Genomic DNA, 13,909 nt, shown 5'->3' with positions numbered 1-13,909 from the left:
AACACCGTAACGGTTGAAAATCGAAAGCTTAGTCACATTAAGTGTTGATATATCAAACGCGTCGTTTTTACCGTCACCGTTAGGAGAGATTCCGCGAGGAATTGTACATCCTAAATCCTGAACATCGATGGAAGCAACTTGAGAAATACATCCAGTTACTACATCCATTACAGTTATAGCGTAAATTCCTTCATTTAATCCTGCAAAAATAGGATTATTTTGATAAATACCACCATTAATCGCGTATTGATAATTCGCACCGATTGGAGAAAGCACTTCAATACTTCCTGTTAAATCGTTACACACTGGTTGTGTATTAACAACTAAACCAGGCGTATCAGGGCTAACAGGGGCGATAATTTCAATCGAAGTTTGAGCTGTACAACCTGTAACATTATCACGAACTGTAACCGTATGAATTCCAGCAGTAATACCAGTAAATATTGGACTTGCCTGGAAAACTGACGCATCAACGTTATACTCATAATTAGCACCTAGTGGAGATGTGATCTCGATAGAAGCTGTAGGACTTGTACAAGTTGGTTGTACCGTAACTGTTACAGAAGGCACTAAAGGACTAGCAGGAATTGGATCCACAACAACAACAGTTATTGGAGAAATACAACCTGTTGTAATATCACGAACCGTAACACTATAAGTACCTGAAGCGAGACCCGCAAAAGTAGTGCCTGCCTGATAAGTAGTGCCATTAACACTGTATTCGTAATTGGCACTCAATGGAGCTGTAACTACAATCGTTCCGGTAGGAACTGCACATGTAGGCTGTACCGTTGTGCTGGCTGTTGGAGCAACAGGAGCACCGGCAACCGGCACAATTGTTACTGGTGTTGCCGAAGAAACACATCCCGTAACAACATCACGTACCATTACGTTGTAAGTAGCAGGAGTCAAACCAGCAAAAGTTGTACTAACCTGATAAGTTACCCCGTCTACACTGTATTCGAAAGTAGCACCTACAGGAGCCGTAACTTCAATAGTTCCTGTTGGTACTGCACAAGTTGGCTGAACCGTAACACTTGCTGTTGGAGCAGCAGGATTAGCAGGAATTGGATCTACAGTAACTACTGTAGCCGAAGAAATACAACCTGTAGTAATATCACGAACCGTTACGTTGTAATTGCCTGGAGTCAATCCGGCAAAAGTTACTCCCGACTGATACGTCACTCCATCAATACTGTATTCGTAAGTAGCGCCTACTGGAGCCGTTACTTCAATAGTACCTGTTGGAGTTGTACAGGTTGGCTGAACCGTAACGCTAGCCGTTGGAGCGGCAGGATTAGCAGGAATAGGATTCACTGTTAATGTAGTGGCAGAAGAAATACAACCCGATGCAGTATCGTGTACCGAAACATTATAAGTTCCAGGTAATAAACCAGCGAACGTAGTTCCTGATTGGTATGTTACCCCATCGATTGAATATTCTAAAGTAGCACCCAAAGGAGCTGTAACTACAATCGTTCCTGTTGTAACAATACATGTTGGCTGAACGGTAACACTAGCTGTTGGAGCAGCCGGTGAACCCGGAGCCGGTAGTATAGTAGCCGAAGTTGCGGTTGAAATACAACCATTAGCAACATCACGAACAATAACATTATATGTTCCAGGCACCAAGCCGGTAAATGAAGTGGCTGCCTGATAAGTTACACCATCAATACTGTATTCGTAAGAAGCACCAACTGGAGCTGTAACTGTTAACGATCCGGTAGGCACCGCACATGTTGTTGGTGATGTAGCTGTTACCGTTGGAGCAACAGGAACAACTGGAGTGTTCAACACCACAACAGTGGCATTGGAAATACATCCCGTAACCATATCCATAACCGTTACGTTATACGTTCCCGCTGGAACGTTCGTAAAGACGTTACTTGTTTGATAAGTTACCCCATCTATACTAAACTGATAGTTAGAAGTGGCAGGTGTAAAGCTACCCACATTAGTATAAACCTCCGGATCGATAGCCGACCAGTCTGCAGGATTCCAAGTATTACTTGGAGCGGTAACAGTTGCTAACCTTCTGTAAGTATAACCCGGTTGATTGTTAGGTGTAAACGCTATTCCGTCTCTTCGACCCCAATTATCAATCTCAACACCAGCGCTTGTAGTTAATCGAATGTTATCATCAATATTAACTCCCGCACAAGTTGTAACAGATTGGTTTGGTGTAACACCTGCTATATTAGCATCACTACTCACTTTTACAACATGAACAGCGTTATTAGCTAAAGTACCCGTTAAAGCGAAGTCACAAGAAGCGGTACCACTACCGTTGTTATAAATTTTAAGTCTATAGTTTGCTAAATTAACAGCAGCACCGGTACCATTATATATCTCTATATAAGTTAAAGATCCCGTATTGGCATCCGTAACTTCAGATATGAATAAATTATTATACACAACCGCACCATTTAACGGAGAGGTTACGGTGATTTGTCCACCTGCAATACAGGTTGGTTGAACCAAAGTAGTAGTTGGTGCTACAGGTGCAACAGGCACAGCATTTACCGTTACCGGGAAAGGCGCCGAAATACATCCTGTAGTAGTATCACGAATCACAACACTATAGGTATTAGGGGTTAAACCGCTAAATACATTTGTTGCAAGATACGTTGTTCCACCATCAATACTGTACTCATAAGTAGCAGCCGTAGGTAGCACGGTAACAGTTCCGGTAGGCGTTGTACAGGTAGGCTGTACAACAGTTGGTGCCGGATTAGGGGTAGCATTAATTGTTACCGTAGTAGTAAATGATGTAACACCACAACCTGTAGTAACAGGGAAATTATAAGAAACTGTATAAGTCCCTGGTACACTTCCAACGGGAGTAATTGCACCCGTATTGGCATTGATTAACAATCCAACAGGCGTAACTGCAAAAGTACCTCCCGGTGTTCCGGTAACCGTAACCGGTTGCGTTCCCACTAAATTATTACAGTATGAAGAAGCACCGTAAGCAATTGTAGCTAAGGCAGGCTCAACGATAGTAATTACATACGAATATGTTTTAACTCCACATGAAGCAGTTGCTGCTACAGTATTATAAATAATATAATTTCCAGCAGGCGTAGCTGCTAAATTAATCTCACCAGTAGCGGTGTTAACAAAAACCACAGCAGGGTTAGGAGACGAGAACGTTCCCGCCAATGAACCTGTTGCAATTGTAGCAACCGGGTTGGCACTGGTTCCTTTACAGTACGTTCCAGGAACATAACTGAAGTTGGCATCCGGACAACAAATTGTTACACCGGCACCAGGTTGACCCGCATTCGTTTGATTTAAACTAATACTACCCGATTGATTCGAATAGTTGGTAATTAAAATAATATAGAATTGACCCGCTAATGCATTTGGTATGTTAAACTGCTCAATCGGAGCCGCACTAAAACTACATCCGTGGTCTTGTGGATCTCCCGATGGGTTAGTATTTACCGGTGGAATGAATGGTATCCCAGCAGCACATCCGGCAGCCTGACTTGTGAATGGACCCCAAGCCGCATAATCCACATCCAAATTAGGTGTTGCGCTTCCTGGAGAAGATTGTGTCAACTCAAAATTAATAGGACCTGAAGTACCTACCTGAATTGTAAAATATGTTGGATTTGGCGAAGAACTTAAACAGCCAATAGTACCTAAACTTGTTACCCCTGTTGTATTACCGTAAGTGATGCTACAAACTGTGGAAGCGGTAGCACAAGTTGACGGAGTAGAAATACAAAGATTAAACGTAGTAGTTTGTGGAGTAGCTGCATTCGAGTAAACTCGGATATAATACGTCTGACCAACAGTTAATCCGTTAAGCGTACCTTGGAGCGCACCCGCAGCACTACAGAAGAACTGAGTTAAGCCGGCACAAGAACCAGTATATACCGCAAAGTTAAGGTTGGTTGTCGAACCTGCCACATTCTGTAAAGAAACGTTCAGATAACTGTTAGTAGCAATAAACTGATACCAAACATCATCGTCAGCCGTTCCAACACAAGGAGCAATTGGTGTACCAACCGATCCTGTTGCCAATGAAAGTGTACCCGGAACGGTTTGATTACAGAACGCATTGGCGTTAACCGGAACAAACGTTGCAGTTGCACACTCGTCGTTTGCAGGAGCTGTGGTGAAGGTAAATCCGTTAGACCAGTAACTTGCATCTGTTGGCGTACACAAAGCACTCACAAAGAAAGTATAGGTCGTACTTGGATTTAAACCTGTTATTAAAGCCGGATTTGAGTTCACAATGATACCCGTTGTTCCAGGAACCGGAACTGGTGAACCCGCCGGTAATACTAATACTTGCCATTGTGTGGCTGTACCGGTTTCTGTCCATCCTAATAAAGCGGAGGTAGAAGTAACTTGTGTAGCTGTTAAGTTAATTGGTTTTCTCGGACAAGTTGGCGCTGGGGAACAAGTTACACTTGCCGCCCATCCAGCCGATTGAACTGAACCATCCGATGTAAACACAAAAGTTAAACAGCCATCAACTGAAGAAGAGGTAAATGCCGGAGGAATTGTTGTTCCGGTTAATGTTGCCAATAAAGGAGCAGCCGCACTGTTTCCGTCATATACTCTTAAGAAGTCAAAATTGTTTTCTGTAGCAAACGCACTGAAAGTAACGGTAACCACATCTCCCGGATTCGTTGGGCAAATAGTTACAGTACTGTTAGCATTCGCAGCATAACTTGCAGAAGGTCCTCCTGTATCATAGAAGTTTCCGCCACATGCAGGAGGTGTTACCTGAGTGGTTGCCGTATAAGCGTTTGATGGCGTACTTGAATCTGTTGGAGAACAAACAGCCATTACGTAAAAATTATAACAAGTGGCTTGGTTAAGACCCGTCAATACGAAAGGATTCGTAGGAGCAGGAACCCATCCCGGAGTAGCTGCAGTAGGAATTGGCGAACCACACGGTAACGCAATTACTTGCCAAGCAGTAGCCGGTCCAACGTTGGTCCATCCTAAAGTAGCCGAAACGTTTGTAACCGCTGTTGCTGTTAAACCAGTAGGTCTAGGACACGTTGGTGGCGGTGCACACGTAACATTCGCCGCCCATCCAGCCGATTGTACCGAACTGTCTGAAGTAAATACAAATGTTAAACATCCATTTGTAGCAGAAGAAGTAAAAGAAGGTGGTAATGCGGTTCCGGTTAATGTTGCCAATAAAGGAGCAGCAGCACTATTTCCGTCATATACTCTTAAAAAGTCAAAGTTGTTTTCTGTAGCAAACGAAGTGAACGTTACTGTTACCAAATCTCCAGGAGTAGAAGGACAAATGGTTACTGTTCTGTTTTCACTCGCTGCGTAGCTGGCAGAAGGTCCTCCTGAATCGTAGAAGTTACCACCACAAATAGGTGGCGTCACAGGAGTAGTAGCAGTTACTGGTCCAACAACAGTACTTGCGTCTGTTGGAGAACAAATACCTCTAACATAAAAATCATAACACGTTGATCCCGTCAATCCGGTTAAAGTAAACGGATTGGTAGAAGCCGGTACCCATCCAGCTGTTGCTCCGGTTGGTCTCGGTGATCCACAAGGAACCGCGATTACTTCCCAAGCTGTAGCCGAACCTCCGGTCCATGCTAAATTCACGGAATTATAAGTTAATGCCGATTGTGATATCGATAATGGTGCCGCACACGTTGGACGCGGACCACAAGTAACGTTCGCTGCCCATCCGGCTGCAGTAGTAGATCCGTTAGATACAAAATTGAAGGTTAACGACCCGTCTGCTGCCGAAGAAGTAAATGGTCCCGGAACTGTTGTTCCCCAATAAGCACCTGGTAAATTCAATGGTGTTCCAGCTCCGTTGGTACTTGAAAACTGAGGAGCTGCCGTACTGTTTCCATTGTAAACATACATACCATCACTGGTTGCCTGTACGTTAAATGATGTAAACGTAACCGTAACCACATCTCCAGGGTTTACCGGAAATATCGTCCAAGTTGAATTTTCATTGTTAGCATACGCCGCTGTTGAGCCTCCCGTATCAAAGAAAGTACCGCCACAAACTGGTGGTGCAATCAAAGTAGTAAACGTTATCGGTCCGGTCCAAACACTTGGTCCGTTAGCCCCACAATTTGCCAATACATAAACATCATACGTTGTTGAACCTAGAAGTCCAGTAGCAATATATGGTGGTGGTGTATTTACCGTAGTTCCCTGCGTTGCCAATGTTGGTGCCGGTGATCCTGTAGGCTGTACGACTACCTGCCAAGAAGTTTCTGTGCTTCCCGGTGTCCAGTTAATGGTTGCCGTAGTAGGAGTTATTGTTGAAACGGTAACATCGATTGGTTGCGGACAAGGCGGAATGTCTTCCACAATTACCGCATCAATAAAGATTCTGGAACCGTTTGCTCCAGGTGCCACGTGCCATCCGATATTTACGTTACCCGTGATTCCTGTCAGGTTGACAAATTTCTCTAAATAGGTAACATTCGTATAAGAAGCCTGAGGTACTATCGTTGTAGTAAAGTTCGCTTCCACAGGTCCTCCAGTGGAAACTTTCACTTCAAAATTACAAGCCGATGCTGCTGAAGCCACTCTGTAACGGTAACGTAAACGTTGGTTTCCGTTCAACACCAATTGTGGTGAAATCAACCAGTCGTTATTTGTAGAGGTACTTGAAACGATACTTGCTGCCTGATCCCCTTCATATGGAGTGGTTGCATAGTTCATGTTCCAAGCGTTGGCATCTGCATTGACATTTAAAACGGTCCAGCATATCTCAGTCGGAGACGCCGGTGTTCCATTAAATCCTTCAAAGAATGGAACCGCAATCGGTCCACACAATGTTCGGAATGTAAAAGGACCAGCCCAAATACTGTAAAGGCCACCCCCACAATCCGTTCTCACATAATACTCATATTGTGTGTTGGAATTTAGTGTATTTACGGTTACCGGGTTTGCCGATGGCGTCCCAGCTCCCATAGGCAATCCTGTTCCTGCAGGTTGAATAACATATTCAAAAGCAGAGAAAGCACTTGTCCATCCCAAAGTAACGCCGGATGCTGTGATTCCTGTTGCAGTTAAAGCTGTAGGTTGCGCACAGTTTACCTGTTGTAAAACTAAAGTATATCCGGTACTTTGAGGGGTACCGTTTGTAGAGATTACTATATAATAAGTCGTACCTGCTGTTACGGCAAAATTCGGAATGTTACGAATACCGCCTCCGGTGTTAGAAACACCCGCCATACAACTTACACCAATATTCGCACAACTGCTGTATACGAATAAACCGGATGCATTTGCAGTTGGGGTCATGCTAATGTCAACCAAACCGGTGAACGTTGGTGTAAAAGAATACACCACATCATCTCCGTTCAAATAATTTCCTGCAGTACCACAACCCGTACCAGCACTGGCATTATAATCATCACCATACAAATTGGTGTTACTCGTATGCGTATACGGAAGTGTAGTAATAGGAATAGGTCCGGAACAAACCTGACCCAACGGAGTTGTTAAAAAGATAAAAGGTCCTACCCAGTTACTGGTGTTCCCAACCCCACAAACCGATCTTACATAAAAAGAATATTGTGTCCCAGGAGTCAGACCTGTATAAGTATAAGGATTTGTAACTCCTGTTGCAGTTGGAATACCTGTTGGAGTTCCCGGACTTGCAACCATTTCAATGTCCCATGAAGTAGCAGGTCCCGGACTTGTCCAGCTCAATTGCGCCGAAGTAGATGTAATGGATGTTGCATTCAATGTTAATGGATCCACACATTGTTGCACCAAATTAACATCATCAATCAACCATCGGTCCCCTTCAACGGTAGCCCCGGTTTGTTCGTTAACCTTAACAAAGGCAATCCAAAGCGTTTGTCCGGCAGTATAGGCTGGCGTTAGATTTTTAACGATTTCACCATAAACGTTGTAAGCCGATGAACCTCCGGCTGCCATAGCCGTTTCCAATTCGGATTCCGTCCATTGTTGGATGGTTGTAAAGCTTGCATGATTCGTTTGTGATGTTGTGGAAACACGTAATTGATACAATGTTCCGCTATCACCCGATATGGTCATTTTCGTCCAGAAACGCAACTGCCCATTTGCAGGCAGTGTAATTTGTGGCGTAACCAACCAGTTTTCAGAAGTGTTTCCTGCTCCGATAGCGCCTCTGTTTGCAATAGCATGCTGCGCTCCTCCATGAGTAGGGAGGAATAATGTACTAGTAGTCGTCCAGTTCTGGGGCGTCCCTAATCCATTATCTGAAACGTTCCATGTCGCGGGAATCCCCGTATCAAAACTTTCCGGGAATTGTGCATACCCCAAGAAAGATAACAACGACATGAAAATTACAAGAGTAATTTTTTTCATAATTAATATTTAGGTTTGTTGTAAGTTTAATTTCCAAATTTAAAACAAATTTATCTACAACTTAACATTGACTGCTAAAATTCACAAAAAATCGACCATTTGTTTGGTTTTTTATCAATTAAACATCAAATCACAGTTTTAATCACTAACTTTTATTTGCGTATTTTTGCATTTCAATTTGACAAAATGTTAGAGAAAGAAACACATAATTTTGAAAAAACGGTAATTGTTGGTATCATCACCCAACATCAGAACGAAGACAAGCTCAATGAGTATCTAGACGAATTAGAGTTTCTTACCTTTACCGCTGGCGGAGAGGTGATTAAACGTTTTTCCCAAAAAATGGATAAACCCAACCCAAAAACCTTTGTGGGAACCGGAAAAATGGAAGACATCAACCTATATATTAAGGAGAACAATGTTTCGACTGTTATTTTTGATGACGAACTGACACCGGCGCAACAGAAAAACATCACCAAAATATTAGATTGCAAAGTACTGGACCGAACCAATCTTATTTTGGATATTTTCGCACAACGTGCCGAAACTTCCTATGCCCGTACTCAGGTAGAATTGGCGCAATGTCAATATTTACTGCCGCGACTTTCCGGGATGTGGACCCACTTGGAACGCCAACGAGGAGGTATCGGGATGCGCGGTCCGGGGGAAACGGAGATTGAAACCGACCGTCGTATTGTGCGTGACCGTATTGCTTTATTAAAGGAAAAGATAAAAACCATCGACAAACAAATGTCGGTACAACGCAGCAACCGTGGCGCCATGGTTCGTGTGGCCTTAGTGGGTTATACCAATGTGGGAAAATCCACTTTAATGAATGCGGTTGGAAAAAGCGATGTGTTTGTAGAGAACAAATTGTTTGCGACTTTGGACACTACGGTACGTAAAGTCGTGATTAAAAACCTTCCGTTCCTGTTGTCCGACACGGTAGGGTTTATCCGAAAATTGCCCACCCAATTGGTCGAATCGTTTAAAAGTACGTTGGATGAAGTGCGCGAAGCCGATTTATTATTGCACGTGGTGGACATTTCGCATGCCGAATTTGAAGATCATATTGAATCGGTAAACCAAATCTTACAGGATATTAAAAGTGCCGACAAACCGACTATTATGGTTTTCAATAAAATCGACGCCTACAAACACCTGACCATAGACAAAGACGATTTGATGACCGAGAAAACCACCAAACATTACACCTTGGAAGAATGGAAAAACACCTGGATGTCGAAAGTAGGAAAAGACAATGCCTTGTTTATTTCAGCTACCAACAAAGAGAATTTTGAGGAATTCAGGGAGAAAGTATACGAAGCGGTGCGTGAAATTCATATTACGCGCTTTCCCTACAACAAGTTTTTGTATCCCGATTATAAAGATGCCGTCGAAAAAGAAGACGAATAAACAAAAATCCCAACCGCAACCGTTGGGATTTTTTATTGTACTTAAAACCCGTAATTCACCGCCACCCCAAAAACCTGCCGGGTTTGAAAACCACGGAACGCGTTGTCATCATATATCGTTTGCAACGCAATGTTTGTAGTTAAATAACGATTGATTTTTAGCACCACATTCATCTGGTAATCCAAATCCACGTTCTGCGAATCTTCCAGATAATTGGAATACAAGCCCAAAATGTTTTCAATGGAAACGTTTGCCATAATTACGAGTTTGTAATAGCCCGAAGCATAAAACCCTAATTCATACCGCAACGATTCCCCTTCCTTAACCCCGAAATACGCTTCGTTAGGTAAAGTCGCTTCTTTATCGACTATGGTAATTTTAGAGGTTGCGGGCGCCAGGTTAAACTTCAGATTATCGCTTTTTTTCCAGAGCATTCCCGGTCCGAAAGTAAGATAGCCCGGAGAAAGCAAATCCGTGTATTCGCTGCGGATTTCGGTTCCGTTTACATCTTTACCGTAAACATAACCCTGCGTCATCTGGGTTTTGAAATTTAGGAAAACCGAATAAAACCAATACCCAAAAGCTTTTTTACCAAAAAGAGAATTGAGTTCAAAACGGTCATCAGTTTTCTTTTCGAAAGGAGAGTTTTTGGTTTTGACCACACCGTAAGAAGCGATAATCTTATTGTCCCAGGTCCATTCGCTTTTTTTATAGTTAAAATCGTAATTCACGCCGACATTTCCTGAAAGGTTATTTTCCCCTCCGGACTGCCAGTTACTGAAATTGGACTGGTTGAACAGCAATGAAATATTGCCTTTGGTAGTCCAGTGTTGTGTAGTATCGGGAAGTATTTCCGGTACTTTTTCCTGAGCCGATGCGTTACTCATTCCGAAAACGCAAAGCAGTGCAAGTAGTGTTTTTTTCATGACCGGTATTTTGTGTACTAACAAAGTAACAAAATCCGTACAGAAAACCGCTCAAAAGTCGTTGAACGGCTTATTTTTTCTTATAAAGTGGCACCGCGGAACACGCTTCGCCAAACATAATGCTTTTCGCAAAAGGAACCAGTTTTTGGGCTGCCAACACATAGATTTCCTGCGGAACCGGTTTGTTGGAACATCCTTTTAAAATAACCGGTTTGTCCTGATAAGGATGATAATCCAAGGCATTCAACGCATCCTGATAGAGCGAAATCAAGACTTCTTTCTTGGTACCGTTGATGCTTTTTAAAGCATGCGGCTGTAAATGCACCGAAACCAAAGCATACGCCCAAGCGGGCAATATGGCATCTCCAGAACAATAAAGCGCCACATAAGAATCCTGGTATTGCGTCCAGTCGTGTTGCTTCAATTGCTCGCGAAATTCGGTTTCTTTCAGAATAAATCCGCCAAAAAGCCATTGTGAAATATCTAATTCCACAATACGCTGCTTCGGAAAATAATCCTCCAGATCAAAGACCTGCAAGGCGCTGTTGGCGACTCTGTTTACAATTTCGTCCATTCTTAAGTATTCAGTGGTCAGTATTCAGTGGTCAGTTCATTAGTAAAACTGCTCACTGAATACTGTTTACTTTATTAAAGCATTCCTAATTCCAATTTGGCTTCTTCGCTCATCAAATCCTTGCTCCATGGCGGATCGAACGTGATTTCCACCTCACAGGATTTCACTGCATCAATGGATTTAATTTTTTCTTCCACTTCCATTGGCAGCGTTTCGGCTACCGGACAGTTTGGGGAAGTTAAGGTCATCAGGATTTTCACTTCGTTGTCTTCGTTGATCATCACGTCGTAAATCAAACCCAATTCATAAATGTCTACCGGAATCTCCGGATCGTAAATGCCTTTCAACACTTTTACAACGTCTTCGCCTAAATTGATTGTATCGTTAAATTCTTCCATTTTTATAGTAATTAACCCTTAGCCTGAAAAGCTAAAGCGTACATTTTTATTCCTTTAATCATCGACACCAGTCCGTTGGCTCTGGTAGGCGACAAATGCTCTTTTAGTCCGATTTCGTCAATGAAATCCGTGTTGGCATCCAAAATCGCTTTGGGCGACTGGTTGGAAAAGGCGCGTACCAGAATCGCAATGATGCCTTTGGTTAAAATCGCATCACTGTCGGCCGTAAAGACCACTTTCCCGTCTTTTTCTTCCGCATGTACCCACACTTTGGACTGACAACCTTTGATAATATTGTCTTCCGTTTTGTATTGTTCGTCGATTAACGGTAAACTTTTTCCCAACTCGATGATGTATTCATAACGTTGCATCCAGTCGTCAAACATCGAAAACTCGTCTACAATTTCGTCCTGTATTTCTTTAATGCTCATGCTATTACTGTTTATCGGCTATCGCGATAAGTTTATTTACTATTTTTTCTATTTCTGCCGGAGGATTTCCACCGTCAAAAGCGGCAGATTCAAAGGTTTTTTCTTTAGTAACCACTCTGAAATTGGCAATTGGCGCGCCGTCATAAAAACGTTTTTCACTTGGTGCTTTCAACGTTGCCAAGCCGTCTTTGTTTACGGATTTGTACAATGTTACGAGTTCGTTCCAGTCGGCATCCGAAATATGGGTTGTAGTTGGCTTCCCATCGCGAACATTGATTACAGCAATCGTTTTGTTGTCAACCGTAATTTTTCTGAAAAACCCTCGTGTATTGGCTTCATATTCCAATACCGGCAAAGCACTTTCCTGATTCATGGCGATTTGAGAATTGTTGGGTTCCACAGCTGTTAAATTAGTTTGTTCAGTGGCCTTTTTTTGACAGTTGCAACTGGCAAGTGTAATTGTCATGGCTGCTAAAAGAGTGATTGCCTTCATAATTTCTTATTTTTTAGGATAACATCATCTGCGCTTTTTTTACCGCTTCTACAAAGATATCAATTTCTTCTTTGGTATTGTAAAAGGCAAAACTGGCTCTTATCGTACCCGGAATATTGAAATAATTCATAATAGGTTGTGCGCAATGATGACCGGTTCGCACCGCTACTCCTAACTTATCGATAATTGTGCCAATGTCGTACGGATGAATGCCTTCAATATTGAATGAAATTACCGAAGCCTTGTGTTCACTGGTTCCGTAGATTTTCAAGCCTTCAATTTCAAGCAAACGTTTTGTACCGTAGTCCAATAATTCCTGTTCGTATCTGGCAATGTTGTCAAAACCGATTCCGTTCATATAATTGATTGCCGTACCAAGCACGATGCCTCCAGCGATATTGGGCGTTCCGGCTTCGAATTTATGCGGAAGATCAGCATAAGTGGTTTTTTCGAAGGTTACTTCTTTGATCATTTCACCACCACCCATATACGGCGGCAACTGATTTAACCAGCTCTCCTTCCCGTATAAAATTCCGGTGCCGGTTGGTCCGCAGACTTTATGACCCGAGAACACATAAAAATCGCAATCCAAATCCTGCACATCCGGCCGTAAATGTGGCGTGGCCTGAGCCCCATCAATTAAAACCGCTGCGCCCACTTCATGTGCTTTTGCAACAATATATTTTACAGGGTTTACCGTTCCCAAAGCATTGGAAATATGGTTTACCGCAACTATTTTTGTTTTATCGGAAAGTAATTTATCGAATTCGGAAATGATCAACTCTCCCTTTTCATTCATCGGAATCACGACTAGTTTCGCTCCGGTTTTCTCACACAAAAACTGCCACGGCACAATATTGCTGTGGTGCTCCAGAGCAGAAACCATTACCTCATCGCCTTCTTTTACGAAAGCTGCAAAGCCACTCGCCACCAGGTTGATTCCCTGCGTGGTTCCCGAAGTAAAGACAATTTCATGATTGTACTTGGCATTCAAGTGCGCCTGAATCGTGTTTCTGGAAACTTCATACGCATCGGTAGCCAACTGACTCAACGTATGCACACCGCGATGAATATTCGCGTTGATTTCGCTGTAATATTTAGAGATTGCATCGATAACTACTTGCGGTTTCTGCGCCGTAGCACCATTATCAAAATATACTAACGGCTTGCCGTTTACGGTTTGGGACAATATGGGAAATTGTGCTCTTACTTTTTGAACATCAAACATAATACCTTATAATTTGTCGCAAATTTACGGCTTGTTTATTTAAAATTGGAATAAATAAAGGTTAAAATCAGCTAAAAAAAGTATTCTGAAAAATGATTTATCCTTACTTTAGCGTTGTCGC

At 42.7% G+C, this 13,909-nt stretch carries 8 protein-coding genes; 1 reads left to right on the top strand and 7 read right to left on the bottom strand.

The features are described 5' to 3' along the window. On the bottom strand, positions 1 to 8,322 hold an 8,322-nt coding region (locus tag FCR2A7T_RS02655), incomplete at its 3' end, for a fibronectin type III domain-containing protein (RefSeq protein WP_035116912.1). Positions 8,323 to 8,508: 186 nt separating this feature from the next. Here FCR2A7T_RS02655 and hflX point away from each other — a divergent pair. After that, positions 8,509 to 9,738: a GTPase HflX gene (gene hflX / locus FCR2A7T_RS02650; RefSeq protein ID WP_035116911.1), complete on the top strand. Its 1,230-nt coding sequence runs from the start codon at positions 8,509 to 8,511 to the stop codon at positions 9,736 to 9,738. Positions 9,739 to 9,779: 41 nt separating this feature from the next. Here the strand turns inward: hflX and FCR2A7T_RS02645 are convergent, their stop codons facing one another. From FCR2A7T_RS02645 to FCR2A7T_RS02620, 6 genes are all read right to left on the bottom strand, one after another. Next, entirely contained in the window at positions 9,780 to 10,664 is an 885-nt protein-coding gene (locus tag FCR2A7T_RS02645; protein ID WP_023569720.1) for a DUF3078 domain-containing protein, read from the bottom strand. A gap of 70 nt (positions 10,665 to 10,734) precedes the next feature. Beyond that, a complete protein-coding gene (locus FCR2A7T_RS02640) occupies positions 10,735 to 11,238 on the bottom strand; it encodes a DUF2480 family protein (protein WP_023569719.1) in 504 nt (167 codons plus the stop codon). Between the two features lie 74 nt (positions 11,239 to 11,312). Beyond that, positions 11,313 to 11,636, bottom strand: coding sequence for an SUF system Fe-S cluster assembly protein (locus FCR2A7T_RS02635; RefSeq protein ID WP_023569718.1), 324 nt, complete (start codon positions 11,634 to 11,636; stop codon positions 11,313 to 11,315). An 11-nt stretch (positions 11,637 to 11,647) separates the two neighbouring features. Beyond that, entirely contained in the window at positions 11,648 to 12,067 is a 420-nt protein-coding gene (locus tag FCR2A7T_RS02630; protein ID WP_023569717.1) for a SufE family protein, read from the bottom strand. A 4-nt stretch (positions 12,068 to 12,071) separates the two neighbouring features. Then, complete coding sequence (locus tag FCR2A7T_RS02625) at positions 12,072 to 12,560, bottom strand: hypothetical protein (protein WP_131473123.1); 489 nt, start codon at positions 12,558 to 12,560, stop codon at positions 12,072 to 12,074. Between the two features lie 13 nt (positions 12,561 to 12,573). After that, entirely contained in the window at positions 12,574 to 13,788 is a 1,215-nt protein-coding gene (locus tag FCR2A7T_RS02620) for an aminotransferase class V-fold PLP-dependent enzyme (protein ID WP_023569715.1), read from the bottom strand. Between the last annotated feature and the right edge of the window lie 121 nt (positions 13,789 to 13,909).

The sequence above is a fragment of the Flavobacterium cauense R2A-7 genome, from assembly GCF_000498475.1.
In the GTDB taxonomy this organism is placed as follows: domain Bacteria; phylum Bacteroidota; class Bacteroidia; order Flavobacteriales; family Flavobacteriaceae; genus Flavobacterium; species Flavobacterium cauense.
The sequence above is the reverse complement of the archived record's forward strand: the minus strand, read 5'-3'. Positions and strand labels throughout refer to the sequence as shown.

What these genes read in the sequence shown, in the direction of transcription:
- FCR2A7T_RS02625 (WP_131473123.1), bottom strand. Translation starts at nt 12,560, where the DNA reads ATGAAGGCAATCACTCTTTTAGCAGCCATGACAATTACACTTGCCAGT.
- FCR2A7T_RS02620 (WP_023569715.1), bottom strand. Translation starts at nt 13,788, where the DNA reads ATGTTTGATGTTCAAAAAGTAAGAGCACAATTTCCCATATTGTCCCAA.
- FCR2A7T_RS02630 (WP_023569717.1), bottom strand. Translation starts at nt 12,067, where the DNA reads ATGAGCATTAAAGAAATACAGGACGAAATTGTAGACGAGTTTTCGATG.
- FCR2A7T_RS02635 (WP_023569718.1), bottom strand. Translation starts at nt 11,636, where the DNA reads ATGGAAGAATTTAACGATACAATCAATTTAGGCGAAGACGTTGTAAAA.
- FCR2A7T_RS02640 (WP_023569719.1), bottom strand. Translation starts at nt 11,238, where the DNA reads ATGGACGAAATTGTAAACAGAGTCGCCAACAGCGCCTTGCAGGTCTTT.
- FCR2A7T_RS02645 (WP_023569720.1), bottom strand. Translation starts at nt 10,664, where the DNA reads ATGAAAAAAACACTACTTGCACTGCTTTGCGTTTTCGGAATGAGTAAC.
- hflX (WP_035116911.1), top strand. Translation starts at nt 8,509, where the DNA reads ATGTTAGAGAAAGAAACACATAATTTTGAAAAAACGGTAATTGTTGGT.